The 23,534-nt window shown below is 43.2% G+C and carries 22 protein-coding genes; 9 read left to right on the forward strand and 13 right to left on the reverse strand.

From position 1 onward, the window contains the following. Positions 1-215: 215 nt before the first annotated feature. Positions 216-1,553 carry a radical SAM/SPASM domain-containing protein gene (locus tag IC804_RS08635; RefSeq protein ID WP_081157577.1) on the reverse strand — a complete coding sequence of 446 codons (1,338 nt, stop codon included), beginning with the start codon at positions 1,551-1,553 and terminating at the stop codon, positions 216-218. A gap of 93 nt (positions 1,554-1,646) precedes the next feature. Next, positions 1,647-1,778: a hypothetical protein gene (locus tag IC804_RS18855; RefSeq protein ID WP_255396552.1), complete on the reverse strand. Its 132-nt coding sequence runs from the start codon at positions 1,776-1,778 to the stop codon at positions 1,647-1,649. 334 nt (positions 1,779-2,112) lie between these two features. Here IC804_RS18855 and IC804_RS08640 point away from each other — a divergent pair, with 334 nt between their 5' ends. The 4 genes from IC804_RS08640 (at position 2,113) to IC804_RS08655 (ending at position 6,735) form a co-directional block, all read left to right on the forward strand. Next, on the forward strand, positions 2,113-2,874 hold the full coding sequence (locus IC804_RS08640) for a DeoR/GlpR family DNA-binding transcription regulator (RefSeq protein WP_008881368.1): 762 nt from the start codon (positions 2,113-2,115) through the stop codon (positions 2,872-2,874). 115 nt (positions 2,875-2,989) lie between these two features. Beyond that, positions 2,990-4,312, forward strand: coding sequence for a four-carbon acid sugar kinase family protein (locus IC804_RS08645; protein ID WP_008881369.1), 1,323 nt, complete (start codon positions 2,990-2,992; stop codon positions 4,310-4,312). Then, positions 4,296-5,312 carry a 4-hydroxythreonine-4-phosphate dehydrogenase PdxA gene (gene pdxA, locus IC804_RS08650; protein ID WP_008881370.1) on the forward strand — a complete coding sequence of 339 codons (1,017 nt, stop codon included), beginning with the start codon at positions 4,296-4,298 and terminating at the stop codon, positions 5,310-5,312. The genes IC804_RS08645 and pdxA (IC804_RS08650) overlap by 17 nt, the downstream gene beginning before the upstream one ends. 52 nt (positions 5,313-5,364) lie before the next feature. Beyond that, the gene (locus tag IC804_RS08655) at positions 5,365-6,735 is read left to right on the forward strand and encodes a GntP family permease (RefSeq protein ID WP_081157578.1); all 1,371 of its coding nucleotides are present in this window, start codon (positions 5,365-5,367) and stop codon (positions 6,733-6,735) included. Positions 6,736-6,871: 136 nt separating this feature from the next. Here IC804_RS08655 and IC804_RS08660 read toward each other — a convergent pair whose 3' ends face one another. From IC804_RS08660 to IC804_RS08700, 9 genes are all read right to left on the reverse strand, one after another. Further along, complete coding sequence (locus tag IC804_RS08660; RefSeq protein ID WP_011888329.1) at positions 6,872-7,945, reverse strand: NAD(P)/FAD-dependent oxidoreductase; 1,074 nt, start codon at positions 7,943-7,945, stop codon at positions 6,872-6,874. A 5-nt stretch (positions 7,946-7,950) separates the two neighbouring features. After that, positions 7,951-8,283, reverse strand: a complete 333-nt coding sequence (locus IC804_RS08665; RefSeq protein ID WP_223812943.1) for a (2Fe-2S)-binding protein — start codon at positions 8,281-8,283, stop codon at positions 7,951-7,953. An 18-nt stretch (positions 8,284-8,301) separates the two neighbouring features. After that, a complete protein-coding gene (locus IC804_RS08670) occupies positions 8,302-9,390 on the reverse strand; it encodes an NAD(P)/FAD-dependent oxidoreductase (protein WP_041264728.1) in 1,089 nt (362 codons plus the stop codon). A gap of 1 nt (position 9,391) precedes the next feature. After that, the gene (locus IC804_RS08675; protein ID WP_015375979.1) at positions 9,392-9,703 is read right to left on the reverse strand and encodes a (2Fe-2S)-binding protein; all 312 of its coding nucleotides are present in this window, start codon (positions 9,701-9,703) and stop codon (positions 9,392-9,394) included. Between the two features lie 15 nt (positions 9,704-9,718). Next, a complete protein-coding gene (locus IC804_RS08680) occupies positions 9,719-10,519 on the reverse strand; it encodes an ABC transporter permease (protein ID WP_011888331.1) in 801 nt (266 codons plus the stop codon). Continuing rightward, the gene (locus tag IC804_RS08685; RefSeq protein ID WP_011888332.1) at positions 10,516-11,436 is read right to left on the reverse strand and encodes an ABC transporter permease; all 921 of its coding nucleotides are present in this window, start codon (positions 11,434-11,436) and stop codon (positions 10,516-10,518) included. Before IC804_RS08685 ends, IC804_RS08680 begins: the two co-directional genes overlap by 4 nt. 14 nt (positions 11,437-11,450) lie before the next feature. Continuing rightward, on the reverse strand, positions 11,451-12,524 hold the full coding sequence (locus IC804_RS08690) for an ABC transporter ATP-binding protein (RefSeq protein WP_011888333.1): 1,074 nt from the start codon (positions 12,522-12,524) through the stop codon (positions 11,451-11,453). A 17-nt stretch (positions 12,525-12,541) separates the two neighbouring features. Then, positions 12,542-13,633 (reverse strand): ABC transporter substrate-binding protein, encoded by a 1,092-nt coding sequence (locus IC804_RS08695; RefSeq protein WP_172437885.1) that lies wholly within the window; start codon positions 13,631-13,633, stop codon positions 12,542-12,544. A 391-nt stretch (positions 13,634-14,024) separates the two neighbouring features. Next, positions 14,025-14,741 carry a GntR family transcriptional regulator gene (locus IC804_RS08700; RefSeq protein WP_011888335.1) on the reverse strand — a complete coding sequence of 239 codons (717 nt, stop codon included), beginning with the start codon at positions 14,739-14,741 and terminating at the stop codon, positions 14,025-14,027. A 628-nt stretch (positions 14,742-15,369) separates the two neighbouring features. On the opposite strand from IC804_RS08700, the gene IC804_RS08705 reads away from it, so the two are divergent. The 4 genes from IC804_RS08705 to pdxA (IC804_RS08720) all read left to right on the forward strand — a co-directional run bounded on the left by IC804_RS08705 (position 15,370) and on the right by pdxA (IC804_RS08720) (position 20,610). Next, positions 15,370-17,145, forward strand: a complete 1,776-nt coding sequence (locus tag IC804_RS08705; protein WP_041264733.1) for a sigma-54-dependent Fis family transcriptional regulator — start codon at positions 15,370-15,372, stop codon at positions 17,143-17,145. 151 nt (positions 17,146-17,296) lie between these two features. Further along, positions 17,297-18,286 (forward strand): 2-keto-3-deoxygluconate permease, encoded by a 990-nt coding sequence (locus IC804_RS08710; RefSeq protein WP_041264735.1) that lies wholly within the window; start codon positions 17,297-17,299, stop codon positions 18,284-18,286. 39 nt (positions 18,287-18,325) lie between these two features. After that, a complete protein-coding gene (locus IC804_RS08715) occupies positions 18,326-19,618 on the forward strand; it encodes a four-carbon acid sugar kinase family protein (RefSeq protein WP_081157590.1) in 1,293 nt (430 codons plus the stop codon). After that, a complete protein-coding gene (gene pdxA / locus IC804_RS08720) occupies positions 19,615-20,610 on the forward strand; it encodes a 4-hydroxythreonine-4-phosphate dehydrogenase PdxA (RefSeq protein ID WP_011888339.1) in 996 nt (331 codons plus the stop codon). Before IC804_RS08715 ends, pdxA (IC804_RS08720) begins: the two co-directional genes overlap by 4 nt. 185 nt (positions 20,611-20,795) lie before the next feature. Here pdxA (IC804_RS08720) and IC804_RS08725 read toward each other — a convergent pair whose 3' ends face one another. Together IC804_RS08725 and IC804_RS08730 are read right to left on the reverse strand one after the other, a co-directional pair. Beyond that, positions 20,796-21,125 (reverse strand): hypothetical protein, encoded by a 330-nt coding sequence (locus IC804_RS08725; protein WP_081157589.1) that lies wholly within the window; start codon positions 21,123-21,125, stop codon positions 20,796-20,798. A 453-nt stretch (positions 21,126-21,578) separates the two neighbouring features. After that, positions 21,579-21,878: a hypothetical protein gene (locus IC804_RS08730; RefSeq protein ID WP_081157588.1), complete on the reverse strand. Its 300-nt coding sequence runs from the start codon at positions 21,876-21,878 to the stop codon at positions 21,579-21,581. A gap of 596 nt (positions 21,879-22,474) precedes the next feature. Between IC804_RS08730 and nagZ the strand changes: the two genes are divergently transcribed. Beyond that, positions 22,475-23,527: a beta-N-acetylhexosaminidase gene (gene nagZ / locus IC804_RS08735; protein WP_223812923.1), complete on the forward strand. Its 1,053-nt coding sequence runs from the start codon at positions 22,475-22,477 to the stop codon at positions 23,525-23,527. The last annotated feature ends 7 nt before the right edge of the window (positions 23,528-23,534 follow it).

Below are 23,534 nucleotides of genomic sequence, written 5' to 3' on the forward strand. Positions count from 1 at the left end.
AAATCTTTTCGCATCGCGAGAAAAGGAATGCTTGATACATAGTGACGTCAGCCGGGAAAGAATCTTAAACCATTTCACAGCTTTTTCTCGGATCGCCTACCAAACTGTGGTTCTCTCCCATTCATCATTTCAAATGACCAGGCACTGATTTCGTCAGCCGCCCAGAATGGGACAACGCAACAGGCGATGCGGCAGGACGCAAAATACGCATATTCTCACCTCCCTTTCCCTTCATCTCGTACGAATGACTGCGCATCAATCAGCCGGAGCACTTCTTTGATTTTTCGCTTTTCGTGAGGGCAAGGACGATCCCCTGTTCGCAGGCGGTACAACGGGCAATGATTTCCTTGACACGCCGGCCGGAAAAAGCAAGCTTGGCACTGTTCATCCGTTTCCTCGCCTGACGTTACCCATAGAGCGAGCTTATCCATATCGACATCCATCGTTCCATCGGCATGCAGACGGCCGATACGGTTATATTCCTCGTCAAAGGCGCATGTGCATTTATACACTTGGCCGTCGGCCCCGATGACGAAGGAATGTGGCTTCGCCGCATAACAAACCGCCCCAGAAGGCATCAACATCGACTCCACCATCGAGCTCATCGAAAGTCCTTTCTTGATTCCGTATTCCGTCAACTCCCATATTTTCACCTCTGCCGTCCGATGGTCACAAACCGGCAACCGCTCATCATTCGCCCCGCCCCATCTCCCAACGGGACGGCAAAACAGCTGAAAACGCCGGTCCCCGGCAAAGTAACAAGCCAGCTCGTCTAAAAACAGCGGAATCCGGTCAAGGTTGTCTTCATCAAAATTGACCCGGATGTCCACTTCAAATGATTCGTCAAGCGTCTGAATATCACGCAAATGGCCAAGAATCGTCTCGTACGTCGGTCCCCGATTCGCCAGCACCCGCCGCACATCATGCACGTCTTTGCTTCCATCAAGCGTCACCATAAAACGGGTCACTTCACACCGCAACAAACGCCGCATCGTTTCTTTCGACAAACCGTAGCCGTTCGTTGACATGTCCGCTTGATACGCAACGCCATACCGTTTCGTTTGTTCGATGATCACCGTGCTAATCTCTTCAATCACATCGAGCGCCAACAGCGGTTCGCCGCCAAACCAGCTGACCGTCAAATGGGTGAGACGCGGAATCGTCTTCGTCAAAAAACGTTTCAACCCGTCAATGACCTCACGTTTCATCTGTCCGCGCAAAAACTCTTGATAACAATAGACACAACGGAAATTACACGCCTCCGTCGGCAAGATCACGAGATGCATCACATCCGTCCGGTGCAACGATTGATGCAAAAACTGCGCCCGTCGCTTCTCATCGACGTTCTCAGCGACAAGAAACCCACACTCCACGAGCGTTTGTTCCACCGGTGACAGTTCGCGGTCAATCCTGGTTCTCTTGAGCGCCTTAAGCACGGCGGCTTTCTCACCTTCCGCCACCGCGCCAATCGCCCCTGTATAGCTATTGTAGAGAATCAATTCACCTTGCTTCGTTTGCGCCATCGCGTTAAATCGGGACGGAATCCACTTCATGTCTCCAACACCTTTTTGTTTACCATCCTATCAATCCGTGCCGTTTTCCGCTGTTAAATCGGTCACATTGGCGCTCCTAGACAACCTCATTCATCAAGCTGCGGCACAGGCTAGACCGGCCATCGCCAACGCGGCAAAGGCAATGGACAAATAGGCAACGCTAAAGAGCCGCACAGTCAGCCGCGGCTCTTTGCCTAAGCTAGCTCCCGTTTCTTTTTTCTTCATAAAAGCTCTTTGATGGGAGGAAATGCTCGTTTTCCGATCCTCATGTCCTCCTCTCCCCCCTTTTCCTTTCATGGAATGTATCTGTAGTTTGTGGATCATACGCTCAGTGCTTCCCAAACATCATGAGTATTTCCAAGGTGCTTGATGGAATCGATGACGAGTATCGGTTAAGCCCCTCATGTACGCTCACAGATCTTAAACGAAACAGATTGTGTTAATTGTTAAAATTTTTATCATTATATATTGACAAAATCGAACAAAAATAAATAAAATATTGTTACAAATAAACATATTAATGTTAAATTCAAACAAAACAATCAAAGGATGAACACATATGTTACCTAAAGAACGACGGGAATGGATTGAAAAACAATTAATCACCCAAGGTAAAGTTGACATTGAAGAGCTGTCGCAGCAATTAAATGTATCTACAATGACCATTCGACGAGACTTGGCTCTTTTGGAAAGAGAGGGGAAGATCGTCCGAACACACGGTGGAGCCATTCACCCACGGGCACTTATTCAAGAAACGCCTTACTCAACAAAAAAAGAAAAGAATATTAAGTGGAAACAAGCCATTGCCCGTAAAGCGGTTGAGTTCATCCCTGAAAATGCCAATATCATCTTGGACTCCGGGACCACCACTTTTGAAGTCGCTAAGCTCATCAAAGATCGAGAAGACTTAACAGTAGTCACCAATGATATTAAAATTGCGGCTGAACTGATGGAAAGTCAATTAAAGGTGATCGTCACTGGTGGGGAACTTCAAAACCAAGTCGGTACATTGTACGGATGGCCAACCCAAGAACTACTTAAAAACATTCGGGCAGACCTCTTCTTTCTAGGAGCCCACGCAGTCGATGTCATCTCAGGCGTCACAGCACCTACATTTGAAAAATCGCTAATCAAAAAAATGATGATACAGGCAGCTGAAGTAACTTGGTTGCTTGCTGACTCAAGCAAGTTCAATCAAAAAGCATTTTCCCTCGTTTGTCCGCTCTCGGAATTGGAAGGGATTATTACTGATGATGGATTGAACCAAGAAGACCAACATCAATATAGCGAGCATACCAACCTTATCATCGTTCACGCATAGTAAATTTCAATAGCACGTATTTATCCACCGCCCTAGGGTAACAGGAAATGCTTGAGGAGGTGATCCAACCAGTTGCAACATCAACGACTTCCGTAGACAGGGGGAGACAATCGTCATGAAAATCGGGGTTATTGCCGATGATCTGACCGGTGCTAATGCAACAGGCGTCAGATTGGCCAAACAAGGATTCAAAACGGCGACCTTTGTCAGAAATGCCTCATTAACCGGCATCGAAAAGTACGATGCTGTCTGCATTGACACCGATAGCCGCTATTCTCCACGAGAAATTGCTGAAGCTCGCGTGCGTCAAGCAGTCAACTACTTCAAACAATGGAACGTTGAGGTCGTTTGTAAACGGATCGACAGTACTGTCCGCGGCAATATCGGTATCGAAATTGACACCGTTTTGCGCGAACTTGGTGATCATTCCGTAGCCGTTGTCGTCCCTTCTTTTCCTGATTCGGGAAGGATGACAACCGGTGGATATTTGCTCGTTGACGGCGTACCCGTTCAAGAAACAGACGTAGCTAAAGATCCATTGATCCCTGTTCATCAGTCATTTATTCCTGCCCTCATTCAGCAACAAAGTATACACTCCGTCGCATTGATAGGGCTCGACGCAGTTCTCCACGGCGCAGAATGCATCGCTCAGCGGCTCAGGGAGGAAATCCAACACGGAAACCGGATTATCGTCATCGATGCGGTCAATGACGAACATATTGAAACAATTGCCTTTGCGATGACAAAAATCAAAGACAAAATCATCGTTCCAGTTGATCCTGGCCCTTTAACAGCGTACTATGCAAGGTTATATTTTCACCAACAACTTCATGCCGATAAAATACTAATGGTCATCGGAAGCGTGACTTCCTTGACCGGTCGTCAACTTCATTATCTCTTAGCCAAAACAAATGCTAACCCAGTATACGTCAATCCAGAAAAACTGGCAAGCTTCTCAAACAGTTGGAACGAAGAAGTAGAACGCGCAACAGCAGTTAGCCTAGAGCGACTCGAAACGGAAAATATCTTGATCGTTACGACCCATCACCCAGCTAACAGTCTAATCAATTTAAAAGCGCTGTCTGCAATTGAGCAAGTATCCGAAGATGCTCTGGCCAAACGAATCACAGACGGCCTTGCCGTCATCGGCCGAAAAATAATCGAAAATTCCAAACACCCAATTTGTGGATGCTTCACAAGCGGTGGGGATGTTACAGCATCTCTTTGCGCCGTAGGAAGGGCTAACGGTATTGAAATTGAAGACGAAGTACTTCCGCTGACCTCATTCGGATATTTTTCCGGTGGATACCTCAATGGACTCCCTGTAGTCACAAAAGGAGGAATGGTCGGCGATCAACGTTCCATCTACAAAAGCCTGCGCTTTTTACAAATGAAGATTAATAGCCAAAGGAGAGGGAAACATGTCAACACAAACTAAACCCATTATTGCCATCCCAATGGGGGACCCGGCAGGAATCGGACCAGAGATTGTCGTAAAAGCCCTGAGCAATCAAAAAATATATGATGTTTGTCAGCCTCTTGTTATCGGTCACAGTGAAGTGTTGAAAAGAGCAATGGATATCACTCATATCTCATTGAACATAAATGAAATCAAAGACCCTTCTGAGGGCAAATACAAACATGGAACGATCGATATTGTTTCGTTAAACAACGTAGACATAGACACTCTTGAAATCGGGAAAGTCCAAGCACAATGCGGCAAAGCGGCCTATGAGTATATTGAAACAGCTGTTGGTCTGGCGTTAGACAGAAAAGTATCAGCCTTGGCAACAACGCCGATCAATAAAGAATCGTTGAAAGCAGCCAATGTTCCATTTATCGGACATACAGAAATCTTAGCTGCTTTGACCAATACCAACGATCCGCTGACGATGTTTGAAGTAAGAAATATGCGCATTTTCTTCTTAACGAGACATCTGTCCTTGAAAGACGCCATCGCCGCAATGACGAAAGAAAGAGTTTGTGACTACTTAATCCGTTGTGACCAAGCCCTGCAACGTCTCGGAGTGGAAAATCGTAAAATCGCTGTTGCGGCATTAAACCCACATGGTGGAGAAAACGGACTGTTTGGAAGAGAAGAAATCGACGAGATTCTCCCAGGCATCCAAATGGCACAAGAGAAAGGAATTAATGCGGTTGGCCCTGTCCCTGCTGATTCGGTGTTTCATCATGCTTTAAATGGCCGTTACGCTGCTGTATTGTCCCTTTACCATGATCAAGGACATATCGCCGCGAAGATGGCGGATTTTGAAAGAACCATTTCAATTACAAACGGTCTACCCTTTTTACGTACATCTGTTGACCATGGAACCGCCTTTGACATCGCTGGAAAAGGAATGGCAAGCAGCGTGAGCATGGAGGAAGCCATCATACTCGCTGCTAAATATGCTCCAAAATTTCAGCCTTCATGGGCATAACCCCTCGATCATCTAGAGACAAAAGGGGTACAAAAAAGAGGGGGGAGAGATATTGGAAGTATCAGGCGCTCAAATGATATTCGGACTTGTATTAGGGGTAGCCATTCTGATTTTCTTGGTACTTAAGACAAAGATTCATGCATTTCTAGCTTTAATCATAGCAGCTTCCATTACAGGATTAGTCGGGGGCATGTCTGCTCCCGACGTTGTCAACACCATCACTGCAGGATTCGGATCCACTTTAGGATCGATAGGCATTGTTATTGGATTCGGCGTGATGATGGGACGTATTTTAGAGGTATCCGGTGCAGCTGAAAAAATGGCATATACTCTTGTGAAATGGGTTGGAAAACGAAAAGAAGAGTGGGCCATGGCAATCACAGGATACATCGTTTCCATCCCAATCTTTGTAGACTCAGCTTTTGTGATTTTAACCCCATTGGTGAAAGCCCTTTCTAAAAAGACCGGAAAATCTGTTCTCACCATTGGCGTAGCTCTGGGAGCGGGACTCGTTGCTACTCATCATGCAGTGCCACCGACCCCTGGTCCTTTAGGAGTTGCAGGAATTTTTGGCGTTGACGTCGGATTAATGATCGCTTGGGGGCTAGTTTTTGCTATCCCTGTTATCATCGTAGGTGTCCTGTACGCTAAGTGGCTTGGAACGAAAATCTATCAAATTCCTGATGAAACAGGCTTAAACTATATACGGCCAGTCCAACCGGTCACCCTTCAAGAATTTCTTGAATCTAAGGAGAAAAAGGATCTTCCTTCTTTAACACGATCAGTACTTCCTATTTTTGTTCCGATTCTATTAATCTTCGCCAATACAACAATCAGTGCCCTTGAATTAAAAGGAGGAATTTATGATTATATCACATTTATCGGTTCACCTGTCATCGCAGTCGGGATTGGTCTAATCTTCTCTATATACGGGTTATATAACCATGTAAAGCGCTCCGAGGCGCTTGATCACATGGAAGAGGGGATCAAAACGTCTGGGATCATTCTTCTTGTCACCGGTGCTGGTGGAGCACTTGGAAACGTTCTAAGGGAAAGCGGCAGTGGAGACTATATTGCCCAACAAGTCGCACAATGGCATCTTCCTGCTATCCTCATTCCTTTCATTATTGCTACGATTGTGAGACTCATTCAAGGAAGCGGAACCGTAGCCATGATTACCGCCGCCTCTATTTCGGCACCTATTTTGCAACAGCTAGACGTCAATATGGCATTAGCGGCACAGGCAGCCGCCCTAGGAGCTATGATCTTCTCGTATTTTAACGATAGCCTATTCTGGGTCATTAACCGTATGCTTGGAATAAAAGAAGTGAAAGAACAAATTTTAACATGGTCAATCCCAACAACTCTTGCATGGGCTGTATCCTTAATCATGCTACTAATCGTTAATGCATTTTTTGGATAATATATAAATAGTCTCTTGCTTTGTTTCTCTAAAAATTCATCCTAAAATCACCTGCAAAATCATGGCCTTTTCCCATTACTTATTAGGGAAAAGGCCGATTGGTTTGCATTTAGGAACAGATAATGAACTCCCCTTTTCAAGAAAATCTTGTAATTGAATATCGGTCAATCGGAATAGATGTTTCTCCGTCTACAATTAACTCGGTCATGATCGTCCCTATTAAAGGGGAAAGTGTTATACCACTATGTGTAGCCGCTACGTAAAGATTCTCAACATCAGGAACTCTTCCAATAATCGGTAAACCATCCTTCGGCATAGCGCGAATTCCTGAAAAAGTACGCACAATTTTCGCTTTTCTCAACGAAGGAACGTAATGGACAGCCATATTGGCAGTTTCTTGAATAACGTCAAGTGTAGTGGATCGGTCAAAACCCGCCTGCTCCATAGAATAACCTATCAATACTTCACCATTATTGGTTTGCCTTAATCCACTTATCGTATAGTTTAAAAAAGGCTTTAATGGTTCTGAAACAAGAATTTGTCCTCTCACTTGATTAACAGGTATATCGACACCTACCATTCTCCCCAGTTCCCTTGACCAAGGGCCACCTGCGAGAATAAGGTTTTTTGTAACATACGTTGTTTTTTCAGAAATAACAACGAACTGACCGTTCTGTTTTTGAATGTCTATTACTCGATTATAAGTGGAATAGTGAACACCATTTTTTTTAGCCGCCCTCATATACATGTCAATTAACCGGAATGGATTAACGTTCCCGTCAATTCGACTAAAGGTTGCCCCCACAACTTTAGGATTAATAAAAGGTTCCTTTTCTAATACCTCTTCCCGTGATAAAACTTTAATTTTTATTCCAATTTTTTCATAAGAATCAGCAAGCCGCTTAGCCTTTTCCAAATCTCTCACAGTGAAAAAAGGAGATAATCCTCCTGTTCGTCTATACTCAACATCCCCAATTTTTTTTGATAGATATGAATAAAGCTCTGCACTATACATACTAAATTCTGCATACCAAGCAGGAGTTTTATTATGCACCCATACCCAGGCTTGTGTAGCTCCTGAAGTCCCTGACATTGGGAACTTCTTATCAATTACTAATATTCCCCCTTTATACCGCTCCGAGAGATGATAAGCAATACTATTACCAATAACCCCGCCACCAATAATTATCGTTTCGTAGTTCGTTTCCATTTATTCTATCTCCTCTCCTCTAACTCCAACTCATCCAAAACGGATTTTACTGCATAAAACGAAGTGCTATTAGTGGCTAACGTTTCAAGCTTTATAGGAGACAACGGCATTCTCAATCGGGGCAAAGGAATATCTTGAAATGGGAGACCTGTTAACTCATGAATAACTTTGTTAACTAAATGCATGCAAATCTTTGTTTGACAAGGACCCATTCCGCAACGCGTCAACCTTTTAATATCGTCAAATGTCCTTGCACCATGAGAAATTACCTCTTCAATTTCCTCGTACGTGATTTCTTCACATCGACAAATAATTGTTGACTTTTCCAAATGAACCACCAACCTTTTCTAAAAAAATCACAGAATAAACTGATTTTTTAGCAGAGGATACTTAAAACTTTTAATATGATTGATTCTAGCCTGCCATACATCAGGATAGAGAGACGACTCTATATTTTCCAACTCTCTCCACAGAGAAATTCTTATTTTTTCAGCTTCCCTATTGTCTATAATCCTCAATGACTCGCAAACACTAACACCTGCTATCATCCCTGTTACAATCACCGCTCCTTGAGAACTAACCCCCGCCGCGTTTCCGGCTAAAAAAACATCCTCACGATCCGTTTGGAAAAACTCATTATATTGTGGAATCCATCCCCCAAGTTCACCCTGATACCCAAAAGAACACCCCAACTGATAAAAGGCATCTAAGATAGGACTTCTTCCCCCATCTACACACACTAAATCAACCTTTTCTGTAATCCTCTTATTCGGCAGTTGAATGTCGATCTCACTAACTTCATCTTTCCCTCTTGCTTCCACTATAGAGGAGTTTAAGTAGAAAGAAATCCCGCTTTTCTTTACTCGCTTTACCTTTTCCTTGTCCCTTGCTAAAACATCCGATTGGGCCTCGATAATAGCCTTAACATTAACACCGACGTCTAAAAGCTGCAAAGCAACGTCCATTGCAAAATCACTAGAACCAACTATTACACTGTTCTTGCCTGGAATTACAAAATCTCGGTTGATTAGTGTTTGGGCTGCGCCAATCGTTATAATCCCAGGAAGCGTCCACTTTGGAAAAGGGATCGCATTTTCGGCCGCTCCCGTGGCAATAACTAGTTTTTTAAACTTGATAGGAAAAACGTCTACTTCATTGGTGATGCCAACACTTCCATCTCGGTATAAACCGATCAACCGATGTTTGAGCAAATACCTAACAGAGAAGTCTTCCAATTGGTTCGTTAACAGCTTTGCCAACTCAAATCCACGCATAGGTTGGAAAATAGAGGGCAATGCTCTGATAATTTGAGTTTGTTGGCACAGTTGCCCCCCTTTGACAGTCGATTCATCTACAATAGTCACATCTAATCCCCTAGAGGCAGTCTCAAATGCAGCTGCAAGTCCGGCTGGTCCAGCTCCAATAACAAGCACTTCAGTCTCCAACTCAATCCCCCCTTATCTCTGGATCTTCTAGATTTGGATATACCCTCATTCCCTCTTCAACTTTTATCATGCAAGTACGCACATGATCTTCCCCATTAACAGTCATATAGCAACTGCAGCATCTCCCTCGCGCACAAAACATCCCCCTTGGCTGAACTAATTTCCGACTCAGCCCGAACATTCTAATACCGTTCGCTATCAGAGCGGCTGCAACGGTTTGTTGTTTATAAGCCGTATAAGGCTGATCATTAAAATAAAATGTCACAGGCTCCTGAAGACAGCTGCCCAATATAGGATGATTTTTAATATGCATGAAAACAACTCCTTATTAATTTTTCGACATAAAAACTTTTCCAACACCTAACACCTTTTCGATGATCACCATTAGTACAACGGTAAATAAAATTATGATGCTTGATACTGATGTAATAATTGGATCGTACTGGTATTGCATATAGGTAAAGATTCGTACTGGAAGAGTGACAACATCGGTGCTTACAATAAACAATGCTACGGTTAGATCATCAAATGAGGTAATGAATGAAAAGATGGCTCCAGCAATCACACCGGATTTGATTATCGGAAGAGTAATCTGGAAGAATACTTTAAAAGCCCCTGCCCCTAAACTCCTCGCGGCCTGTTCTATAGATCGATCAAAACCGACTAAACTAGCAACGACTAATCGTACAACAAATGGTACCGTCAAAATAATATGGCCAATAATTAAAGCCATAGGGCTTGTAGCTAAACCTATCCAAGAATAAAACTGTAGCAACGCTACGCCAAATACGACGGACGGAATTAAAAGAGGGGAGCCAACTAACTGCACAATAGTTGCTTTTCCTTTAAACTGATATCTAACAATGGCAATAGAAGCAAGTGTTCCAATAAAGGTAGAAAAAAGTGACGTGCCTAGAGCGACAATGACACTTAACACAAAAGACTGTGTAAACTCAGGGTGGTTGACTAATTCAATATACCATTTCAATGTAATCCCCTTTGGCGGAAAAACAATATATTCAGTCGTTGTCAATGAAGATAGTAAAACTACAATAATTGGTGCTAACAAAAAAACATATACGACAAAGCAAAACGAATGAAATATAAAATTATATAGTCTTTTCTTCATTGAATCGCCACTCCTTTTTCGGAACGGGCAAGAATTCTGCTATATACGATAATCGTAACAGTTGCCATAAAAATTAATACAAACCCAATGGCAGACCCATAAGGCCAATTTAATATCACTGCAACTTGTTCGTAAGTTAGATAGGACATAACTTTTACCTGTGGACCGCCGAGAATAGCAGGAGTCACAAATGAGCTTACACTTAAACTAAACACCATAACTGAACCGGCAAATACCCCAGGTAATGTCAGAGGTAATATTATGGAAAAGAATGTTCTAATCAAACCTGCTCCTAGACTTTGTGAAGCCCTGATAATAGAAGGATCGATCCTTTCTAAGGATCCCATGATGCTTAATACCATATACGGAAATAGTACATGCACCATTCCAATCACAACGCTTAATTCTGTATACAATAACGTAAGCGGTTTATCAATCCATCCGAGATTGATCAAAGTGCGATTAACAACACCATTATTCGATAACAAAATAACCCACCCATAGCATCTGATGACCATACTTATCAATAATGGTGATAACACTATCAATGTTAAATAATTTTTAACCTTCCCACTGGCTCTAGAAATATGAAAAGCGACTGGATAAGAAATGATAACTGTTAATAATGTAGTTAACAATCCAATCTTTATCGTTCTCCAAATAACTCCTAGGTAAAAGGGGTCTGAAAGAAACTTCACGTAATTTTCCAATGTCCATTTATCCCCAATTCCACTGTTTGGATCAAATGTCTTAAAACTCGTGATAAATAAAGAAAGTAAAGGAAATAGGAAGAAAAAGATAAAAATCATAAGAGTAGGAAACAATAGTAGCCAAGACTCCAACTGCTTTTTATCTAATTTCCTTTTCTTTTGTTTTTGTATCTCCTGATTTTGGTATGTTTTTATTTCGACCTGCATCTAGTTAACTCACCTCACTTTTTAGAGAGGAATAAATCTTTTGGATCCCAAAAAATCGATACTTTTTCCCCTTCCTGAATTTGGTCAGGGCTTAAAACTGTATTGGGGACATCTGCTATGATCTGTTTATTATTAGATATTTTTAAGATATATCTCGTTTTAGCACCAAGGAATATTTTCCTTTCAACTTTTGTTTGGCAATCGCCATTTGCTTGGGTATACCGATCTAAAGAGATCTGTACTTTTTCGGGTCTAATGTAAAAATCAACTTCAGCACCTTTAGTTGATTGGATCTCAACTATTTGTTCATTCCCGTAAAAAGATAACTTACATTTCTTACTTCCATACACCTCAACAACTCTACCGCGAATATGATTCACTTCGCCGATAAACTTAGAAACAAAATCTGTCTTCGGTTGGTTATAAATCATAACCGGGCTATCTACCTGTTCAATTTGCCCCTCGTTCATCACTGCTATTCGGTCGGAGATCGCAAGTGCCTCCTCTTGATCATGTGTGACAAATATAGTTGTGATTCCAAGCGTTTTTTGTATTCCTACTATTTCCTCCCGCATTTCTTGACGGAGTTTGGCATCAAGGTTACTTAGTGGTTCATCAAGAAGAAGAACTTTCGGTTTAATAACCAAGGCTCTCGCTAACGAAACGCGCTGCTGCTGACCACCGGAAAGTTCCCGAGGATAGTAGTTTTCATAACCTGATAACTTTACCATTTCCAATGCCTCTGACACTCGCTTTTTAATCTCATTCCTACTAATCTTACGTAGCTTCAATCCATACGCCACATTTTCAAATACAGTCATGTGGGGAAACAAAGCATAGTTTTGGAACACCATCCCCATATCTCTTTTATTGGGAGGGAGGTGGTGAATAGGCTTCCCGCCAACAATGATTTCCCCACTATCCACCTTCAAAAAACCAGCAATCATATTTAATGTTGTTGTTTTCCCACATCCGGATGGCCCAAGAAAGGACATAAGCTCCCCTTGATGAATTTCTAGATTCAAATTTTTTACCACTTCTGTTTTATCAAATCGCTTAACAACATTCTCGAGACACAAATAACCCATTTACCTTCCCTCCCTCTTTAGCGGGTTACTTCAATTTCCTTGTTTGCTCTTTCCGTCCATTCAGCTCTTTTTTGATTTACGTATTCCCAATCCACTTTGATTAACTTTTTAACCTGCTCTTCCCCATAAACCACTTTTTTAGCAATATCTCCATCTAGTTTTACATTTTTATTAACAGGACCATCAAACAAAGAATGGGCGAATTCCTTTTGTACTTCCTCACTCAAAATAAAATTGACAAATTTCTGTGCAAGTTCCGCATTTGGTGCATTTTTCACCACATTTGCTGTTGCCATTAAAGCAGGAGCACCTTCTCTTGGAATGACAAATTCAATTGGAAATCCTGAATCTTGCAGTGTATAGACTCTGCTGCTTCCCCATGCACTGGCTACTGTTTGACCTTGCAAAAAGTAATTGGACACGTCAGCAGTTTTATCAAATGTTACAGCGTTTTCAGCAATCTTCTTTAGCTTTTCAAATCCAGGTTCAATATTTTTCTCGTTCCCACCATTCGCAAAAGCAGCCATTAGAAGCAGATGAACTCCATAAGTGTTTGAGATAGATGGTAATACGAGTTTTCCTTTAAACTTAGGATCCTCCAGATCATTCCAAGATGTTAACGGTTTCCAACCATTCTGCGCAAAATAATCTTTGTTATAGGCTAATCCTGTCACAACAATACCAAAGCCAACTCCAATATTCTCCTTATCTTTTGCAATGTCGTATACATTATTTAGGTTGGTGACTATTTTTTCATCTAACGGGGCAAGTAATCCAAAAGCTTTTGCCTGTGCTTGAGGTCCGTCGTCTAAAAAGGCTACATCAATTTGAGGATTATCTTTTTGGGCCTGAAGTTTTGATAATGTGTCGATGGAGCTCCCAGTTATATACTTAACCTTAACCCCAAACTCTTTCTCAAACTTAGGAATGATCGTTTCCTTCATCTTTTTTTCATAACTTCCACCATAGGCAGCCAAAACTAACGTCTTTTCTCCCCCACTTTTCGAACTTTGATTCGGTGAGCTAGCAGTTTGGTTACCACATCCCACAATCATAGTAAATAGCAAACAGATCAACACAGTTAAAACTGTTTTACTTTTCAACATCATTTTCTCCCCACCCCGATATCATTTTTTCAGATAGCCTTAACACCGCCGATTAATTCACTAATTTTAGGATGATTTTTTAATCACCTCCCTATAGGAATCTTGATGTATCAGAGCCTCTCATATTTTTAATAAACACTAAAATTTTGTAATTTTCAGACCTTAATTGCTAAAAAAATATAATATTATAACTTTTAGTTTCGAAATAGATACTACTATAATGCATGAAAAGGTAATAATCACTATAGGAATAAGCGAACAATTATGCTGACTAACTTTTGCAGCATTCCTCACTCCCTTAATAAATGTATACCCCTTGATCAGGGGTTAACCTTTTAGGGGATACATCTATAACTCATTGGTAAAAACTCCAATATATAGAATAGTAAAAGATTTAAAAATAAACCTCCGTATAATATGCTTCTTTATCTTGGCGTACGTAAAACTTTGAATACTCGATAACCTCTTCTTGTTTTGTATAGGTAAACCTCTCCCATTCAAAAACTGGACTCCCAGGTTCGACTTGTAGTAATGTTGCTTTTTCGTCTGTAGCAATGTAAGGCTTTATAAATAGTTTGGCTCTTCCTAAGGCGATACGAAACTTCTTCTTAAGGATATTGTAAATAAGCTCGTTATTTATATCATCTGGTGTAAGACCGCAACATTTGTCATAAGGAAGATAGGTATATTCCAGCGCCATTGGCTCATTGCCTTCGATTTTTAAACGTTTAATCTTGATCACCGTCATATCATTCTCAATACCCAACTTATTGGTAATCTCTCTGTCAGCCCTGCCAACAGAAAAACTGACCAACCTATGCGGATGTTTCTCATCTTCAGTGGTTAAAGAAAAGAAAACATTTAAATTTTGTTCTTTTATTGGCCTCGATACAAAAGTTCCTTTTCCCCTTTGCCTATATAAATAACCCTTGTTTACAAGTTCTAGAATAGCTCTTTTTACTGTAATCGTACTAACATCAAAAAGATCGGCTAACTCCTGCTCAGTTGGCAATTGATGTCCAATTGGCCATTCATCTGATTTTATTTTTTCTTCTAATACTCGCTCTACTTGTCGATAAAGGGGAATATGTAGTTTCTTATCTATGTACATTGATATCCTCCTCAATTGCAATGCAAAATTATAAGTTTATAAAATTATAATTTTTCGACTCACTCCATCTTTTGTGTTCCAAAAGATAAACAATTGTGTATGAATAAGAGGATATGCAGTGAAGGGATAAAATAAAAAATTCGTCAATCATAGAGTTTAGCCAAAGCTTATATACCTCGAATTAATTATACTGAATATCATCAAAAAGACCGATCTGATTTAATTATTATACTAGCTATAGCTGTTTGTCAATAATATTTTGAATTTTATATAAAGTTATATGAAATAGAGAGAATCGCTCTTTGTCATGTGCAAAATCGAAAGCTGCAGGAAAGAACCATCCTTGTCTTCGTAACCACTGACACCAAAGACCTTTGAATATGTTTTTTCAAGCCTGAATATTTTGAATACCTATGCACCTATTCATCCATCGTCCTCATTAGGTATAACCTCAAATAGTAGTCTGGGCTTCCACGTTTTCCAGTTTAGTCCCATCCCCTAGTCGATCACTCTCTCGGCCATACCTATACAGGGGAAATGAATGTGTTCATATATGTCACATCTAGCTAAAGATTGGGCTATAATGAATGGGAACGAAAGACCAGAACAAAACAGGTGATGAATGGATATGAACATAAAAACATTATTGATTGCCCCGTACCCTGGACTGAAAGAACTGGCCTCCACGTTAGCCAAAGAACAACAGGAACTCGATCTGACCGTTGTGCAAGGCGACTTGCAAGAGGCCATTCCGATTGTGAAACAGTACGAAAAAGAAGGGTTCGATCTAGTTATTAGCCGCGGTGGCACGGCACAACTGTTACGCCAATATACTTCATTGCCCGTTATTGAGATTCAAGTGTCGGGTTACGATATTTTACGTATATTGACACTGGTGAAAGACTATCACGCCCATCATTGGATTATCGGATTCACGAACATTTGCCAAGGATTTGTTTCTGTATCCAACCTTTTAGATATCCAGATCCCTTACACCATTATCCATGACCAAAAAGAAGTTGACGAAGCGGTAAAAGAGGCAAAGGCAGCAGGCGCTCAAACAATTATCGGGGATACAGTCACTTGCAGGACAGCGGAAGCGCACGGACTGCAAAGCATTCTTATTACTTCCGGCAAAGAATCGGTCATCGAAGCGTTTGAACAGGCAAAGCAAACATATCAAATGCTCAAAAATACAGCCAAAGAAGTCAAACGATATAAACAACTATTGCACCAAAGCCGTGTCGCCATTGCGGTTTACAATGAGCAGGGCACCATCGAGTATGCCAGCCCGGCTTTTCAAAACCGATTCAATTGGATGAAAAACAACTCCAACGAATCATCCATTTATGCCTGTTTCCCCTTTCTTGACCATGAATATAACGAGCTATGCCGAGCGATCGCACCTGTGGAAATTCAATCCACCTGTATCGTCAATGATAAACGGATGCATTTGCGGCAAGGATGTTTAAACAAAGATCCGCTTGAACCTCACTATTACATACGCTTGGCTGAAAGCACTGAGCTCCAAGAAGAACATGACTTAACCGTTTCTGCTGTACAGCCTACGATGCGTTCGTTTTCTCAAATCATCGGCAACAGCGAATCGATTCATCGAGTGATTGAGCAAGGCAAAAGGGCAGCGATGCATCGCGAACCAGTGGCGCTATATGGTGAACAAGGAAGCGGCAAAAAAACGCTGGCGGGAATCATCCATTGCGAGGGCAAGCAAACAGGGGGTATGTTGTTGCACGTCCGCATAACAGCTGATGACGACCAGCTGATTGACCACCTCCACTCTATTTTCACCTATAGGGAAGGTGGAACATGTGTATTGCAAGGAGTCGAACTGCTGCCGTTACTGCGGCAAGATGAGATTTCCCAACTCATTGCTACGGCAGTGGTGAGGATCATCTTTTTATTTGAGAACGACCCGGCTCATTTAGCCCGACAAAAACAGCTATCTCATCATCTGTTCAAACAGTTTAAGGCCAATCAAATTCGTTTGCCATCGTTAAGCGAGTACACGGAAGACTTAGAAAAATATGCGCGAAAATTCATCGCCCAATACAATGTAAAGTACGGAAAACAAGTGGTCGGCATCGACGAAGCGGCTCTCAAATGGCTGCACCGCCATCATTGGAAAGGCAATTTGCAAGAATTAAACAAGGTGATGGAGCAAGCCATCCAAATAGCCCGCCATGAATATATCCAGGTCGAAGACTTAAAAACTATCGGTTTCCTTGACAGCGGAAACGATTTATGTTTGGATTTGCACAAGCCGTTGGCCGAGATTGAAAAAGAGATCATTTGGAAGGTACTTGAAGAAGAAAACATGAACCAAACGAGAGCAGCGAAACGACTTGGCATTAACCGAAGCACCTTATGGAGAAAGCTGAAATAATGTTGCAAAACGCAACATTATTTCAGTTTTATTTATTTTAACAAAAATGTGTTGATAAATAAAACAAAACGAACTACAATTTAATTGCAAGCGATTTCACATAAATTAAATGTTTCATTTTTCAACACTTCAAGAAGGGGGAAAGGGAGAAATGAAAATCAAAGCGACATTGGATCGTATTCCTGGCGGGATGATGGTCGTGCCATTACTATTAGCCGCAACTATTAACACGGTTGTTCCTGATTTACTTCGGATTGGAAACTTTACTGAGGCATTATTTGTAAATAGCGCAAGTGCTTTAATTGCTCTTTTTTTGCTTTGCGCTGGGGCACAAATCAACTTACGCAGCGCGGGGGTTGCTCTTGGAAAAGGTTTTACTTTGCTTTTCATAAAATGGCTAGTTGGAGCGGTTGTTGGGCTAATCGCCTACCTTTTTGCTGGTGCGGACGGTTTGTTTCTAGGGTTAGTTCCTCTTGCCATTATTGCCGCCATGACCAACAGTAACGGAGGGCTGTACATGGCAATTGTCGGCCAATATGGTAAAGAAGATGACAAGGCAGCCTATTCTCTATTAGCATTAAATGATGGGCCATTTTTAACCATGGTTGCCTTATCGATTTTCGGAGCAATGGGGTTCGTTGACGGAATGTTTTCAGTTATCTCATTTATCTCCGTCTTACTTCCCATTGTCATCGGAATGATCCTTGGCAACTTGGATAGTGACATGAGAGAGTTCTTAGCTAAAGGCAGTGATATGTTAATCCCATTTTTCGCCTTTTCCTTAGGAATGGGAATTGATTTCGGGGCTATTGTCAAAGGCGGATTAAGCGGTGTATTGCTTGGGGTAGCCACCGTATTTCTTACCGGCACAGCCGGGTATTTTGTCTTTAAAATTCTGGGATGGAATCCGATCGTCGGGGCAGCTGAAGGTTCCACTGCAGGCAACGCAGTAGCCACCCCTGCCGCCATCGCAGCTGCCAATGCTTCTTTCGCTAATGTTGTCGATTTGGCGACCGTCCAAGTAGCAGCCAGTACAGTTACAACTGCAATTTTGTTGCCCCTTTATATTGCATTTCTGTCCAAAAAATTAGAAAAGAAGAATAACAGCAAGAACACCGTCAAGTATCAAATGGGTTCATAAATTGGCACTTCCCTTACCTTAAGGAAGGAGATACACACCATGAAAATCGCAATCATTGCAGATGACTTAACGGGTGCAAATGACAGCGGCGCACAATTTGCTTACCACGGATTAAATACATCCGTTCTGTTTCAACCTGATCCGAACGCTTGGCATTTATCTAATGCGATTGTCATTGATACTGATACCCGTTCCTTACCTAAAGAAAAAGCATACGAGAAGGTAAAAAGTGTGTCTGAAACAATTAAAGAGTATGCTACACTGGTTTACAAAAAAATTGATTCCACCTTGCGAGGGAATATCGGCGCAGAAATCGATGCCATTTACGACACCTTGCAGCCGACATTTATGATGATCGCACCGGCTTATCCGCAAAATGGACGAACGGTTTATCAAGGATACCACTTTTTGCATGGCACCTTGCTTCATGAGACCGAGCTATCAAGGGATCCGAAATGTCCGATCGACGAATCATCCATTCCCCGCTTGCTTGCCAAACAGACGAAGCGGCCGATCGGGGTGATTGATTATCAAACCCTTCGTCTCGGCTTCGACAAGGTGAAGGAGCAATTGGATCACTACCGGGCTGACGGCATCCCGTATATCGTCTTTGACTCTGTCAGCGAAGACGATTTACGTGATATCGCTCAATATGTGCGCCAGCTCAATGAACAAGTCGTCTGGGTCGGTTCGGCTGGATTGGCGTATTATCTTCCCGAAGTATATGACCTGCAAACATCGCCCAAAACGATGATCATAAAACCGAACAAACGACCGATCTTGCTCGTTGTTGGAAGTGTAAGTCAAGTATCGCGGACGCAGCTTGATCGTGTTCTTTCTTTACCAAACGTCAAAGGCATCCAAGTCGATTCTGTACAACTGGTGTGCGACCACCAGTCCCGCATCACCGAAATGGAAAAGGCGTTGCGCCAGGCCGAGAACGAGGTAAAACAAGGATTCCATATCGTCCTCTATTCTTCCGCTTCCTCTAGTGACATCCAACGAGTACGAGCCATCGGGGAAGCAGGCGGACGAACCCCGATCGAAACGAGCAACCTCATTGCTGAGAGCTTGGGGGAAGTCGCCGCCGAGTTGATCCGTAACGGATATTTTGGAGCCATGGTGTTAACAGGCGGAGATACTGCCAAATATGTATGTAGTCAAATAGGAGCGACCGGTTTTGAATTGATTGATGAAATCGAACCAGGGGTACCCATAGCAAAACTGATCCATGAGTCGGAAATGTACGTCGTTACCAAGGCTGGAGCCTTTGGTTCAGAAAACACTTTAATTCAAGCCGTTCATCAGTTACAAGGAGTCGATGCCAAATGAAACCTACCATTGGAATCACGATGGGAGATGCCGCAGGAGTTGGTCCGGAGATTATCGTTAAAGCCCTGCAAAACTCGTCTATCTACGAACAGTGCCATCCTTTAGTAATCGGGGATGCAAAAATATTGGAACGTGCTGTTCGGATCACAAACGCCGGCCTGACGGTTCGCCCGATTTCTGACATCGCCGAAGCAGATTACCGATACGGGATGATTGACTGCCTCCATTTAGATTTACTCCCGGTCGACTTGCCGTTTGGTCAAGTATCGGCCGCAGCGGGAGATGCCGCTTTCCAATTTTTAAAACGGGCCATTGAACTGGCCCAAAACGGGGAAATCGACGCCATTTGCACCGCCCCGCTGAACAAAGAAGCAATGCACAAAGGCGGCCATCTGTATCCAGGGCACACAGAAATCTTAGCTGATTTAACCGGCACAGAGGACTATGCGATGATGCTATCTTCACCGCAACTAAAGGTCATTCATCTCACGACCCACGTCGGGCTCATTCAAGCGATCGAAATGATTAATCCCGAGCGCACCTACAAAGTCATTAAACTGGCTCATGATACATTGACAAGAGCGGGGAAGGAACACCCAAGCATCGCCGTATGCGGCATTAACCCCCATGCTGGGGAAAACGGGCTGTTCGGCAATGGGGAGGAAGAGGAAAAACTAATCCCAGCCATTCACAAAGCCCAAGCAGAAGGAATCAATGTCACCGGGCCATACCCTGCTGACACGCTCTTTTACCGAGCCGTACGTGGGGATTTTGACATCGTTGTAGCATGTTACCACGACCAAGGGCATGCCCCGATCAAAGTGCTCGGGCTCGAAGCCGGCGTCAACATCACCGTCGGCCTAAAAGGCGGCATCATCCGCACCTCAGTCGACCACGGCACCGCTTTCGACATTGCTGGGAAAAACCTAGCCGACGAACGAAGCATGCTTGAAGCCATCCGTGTCGCCGTCGAACTAGCGCCGAAACGGTGACGGCCAACACCATAGGCGGCAGTCCCCCAATTCTTGCCGCCTATGTTTTAAAAATCACTCCGGTCTGCCATCAACCAGCACACTCAGATTAGAAGGATCGCCGCTTTCGTGTGAGTTCGGTTCTTCTCCCTTTATCACAATTCGTTTCGCTGACCTTTCTCTGAATGCCAGTTGAGGCCACATCCTCATTCCCCATCCCCCTGATCCTGGGATAGCACCCGCTCCTGTTCCTCCTGCGTCTTCTTCATCTTCTTCAGTTCCTTTTTGATGTCGATAAGCAAGTGGTGTACCTTCGACGAAAGAACCCCGTCTTTTCTTTCCAACAGCCCTTCATCGATCATTTTCAAATGATCCCACGCTTTTTCAATCGTCTCTTCGTCGTAATTTCCAGGGTTAATGATGATCGCCAACAATTTCTCTTTTGTATAACTGAGACTTTTCACAATCTCTTTCAAACATTCGATCTCGACCTGTCTACTTTCTAGCAGCCATTGCATCTGTTCCTCTTGTTCCATTCAGCCTTCCCCTCATCTTTCCGCGCTGTAATTTCTCACAACCAACTTCCCTCATCGAGAGCCTTCCAGCTGGCAGCGCTGCCTTCCACTCCCGCATCGTTTTGCGCCATCGCCTTGACACACCCTACTCGCCGCCCACACCTGATTCCACTGTTTTGTATGCCCATCAGTCAACTCCCACCCTCCAGCACTTCCGTCCTCGATTCCATCACCTTAGCGCCCCGTCCCGTCCCCACGTTGAACAAAATCAACCTTATGATGTAGTACATCTTATTTCGCAACACCGCCGTTATGCATCATTTTACCGGCGTTTTGCGCTGTTTAGTCCGTTTCCGCACTTCCTTCCTTAAACGCTTTTATCCAGCAACGAGCCAAACGATCTGTTTTTTGTCTTTGGATTCAAATGTGAACATAGAGAGTTGGGCGAAAGAACTGCAATATGATATGATGCACCTAAAAAAATTCACTTCCCGCTGCACCACCCCAGACTTCCCCCGGACATTCATGGATGTTGTTCACAAACTGGGCAAGGGCTTGGACAGTATCTTCCCCATTTCCACAAGCGTTCGATCGAATTCCGTTGCGGTGAATACGGAGGAAGGACACACTGTCCTTCCACAACAACTCTCTCACCATCACAAGCCGAACCGCCAACGCACACTGGCAAAGATGAGCGTTTTTCATCTCCTGTTCCTGCTTGTGAAGTGTCTGAGACGGCCATCCGTAGTCATGGATGATTTTCAGCTGGTTCATGTCTGATTCCGACCGCTTTCCTTAGGAACGGTATCACGGGAGCAGGCACTACGTAGGCGAAGGTTAACTTTTCCATATCCAATGAGCATGTATATAGAAACGAATGGGGTACAATCGACGTTATTACTATTAGAAATATCTCATATATTGAACTAACATCCTTCGCTGGCAACGGAGATGGGACGGATACTGGCATGTCATGAAGGAAAATGGACGTTTGGTGCTTGATGAAGCGAATATTCAAAAATTAGACTGGGTGAAAAGCAATGAAGCATTCTCGAAGTTCTAGAAGAAAGGCAAAAAAACGAATCTCATGGGCGTCAATTCTCGTAGTTTCTCTACTGTCTGTCGCCTTATGCTTGTCTACTTATGCTTTAGTTAGCCGAGAACAATCCGATTCAAAGACCGTTCCCCCGAGCAGCAGCTCTGAAAAACGAAACAGCGGGAACAGCCAACAGCCGCAAGCGAACGAACCGACAGAACAAAACGACCAACAATCACAAACCAATGAAAACAACGGAAACGATGAACCCCAACAAACAAGCATCACCTTTTTTGAACCTTCGTCTGATCGAAACAAAAAAATTGAACGTCTGATGAAAACGATGAGCCTTCGGGAAAAAATCGGCCAACTCGTCATTGTCGGATTTCCATCGACCGAGTCCGATGAAAACGTAAAACAAATGATTCGCCAATATCATGTGGGCGGGGCCATTTTATACGACCGCAACATGAAAACACCGGAACAAGTCGCTACCTTGACGAATGATTTGCAGCGGGTCGCCTTGGAAAGCCGATTCAAAATCCCGCTCGTCTTTAGCATTGACCAGGAAGGGGGAAAGATTGTCCGAATGCGGCAATACGTTTCCCCGATTCCTTCCCAACAACAGCTAGGGCAAAGCAAAGACGATGCCAAAGTGTATCAAATCGCCCACCGAACGGGAACAGAACTGGCCGCGATGGGGATTCAAATCAACTTTGCACCAGTGTTGGATTTATCGGCGACTGACAGCCGTTCGTTTGGGGAAGACCCTGTGTTGACAGGACGGTTGGGGCAACAAGTAGTGACGGGGCTGACCGATGCGGGTGTGACGGCTGTCTTGAAACACTTTCCGGGAAACGGGCGCAGTCAAGTCGATCCGCACCATGACAGCTCTTCCGTTGAGGCCGGGATGGAAGATCTTGAAAACAAAGACATTCTTCCATTTCGACAAATCATCACAAACATCAACCATGACCGTTTCTTTGTGATGGTCACACACATTAAATACCCGGTATACGACAAAGAACATCCCGCCAGCCTTTCCTCTGCGATTATTCAACAATTGCTGCGGGAGAAATTGGGCTATGAAGGCATTGTCGTGACAGACGATTTGGAGATGGGAGCGGTAAGCAAGTATTTCACCTATCGGGAACTCGGTTATCGCGCCATAGCGGCTGGCGCTGACTTATTGTTGGTTTGCCATACGTTTGACCACCAAAAAGAAGTGATCGACGGCATCTGGGACGCCGTCCAAACCGGAAAACTGTCAGAAGAACGAATCAACGAATCCGTGAGAAAGATTTTAGCCTATAAACTGTCCCAGTTCCCTTCCATCGAAAACGTTTATGTCGATCCCGCAAAAGCAAAGCAAGTGGTAGGAAACTAATCGATCC

It is taken from the genome of Geobacillus sp. 47C-IIb (assembly GCF_014679705.1).
GTDB lineage: Bacteria > Bacillota > Bacilli > Bacillales > Anoxybacillaceae > Geobacillus > Geobacillus thermodenitrificans.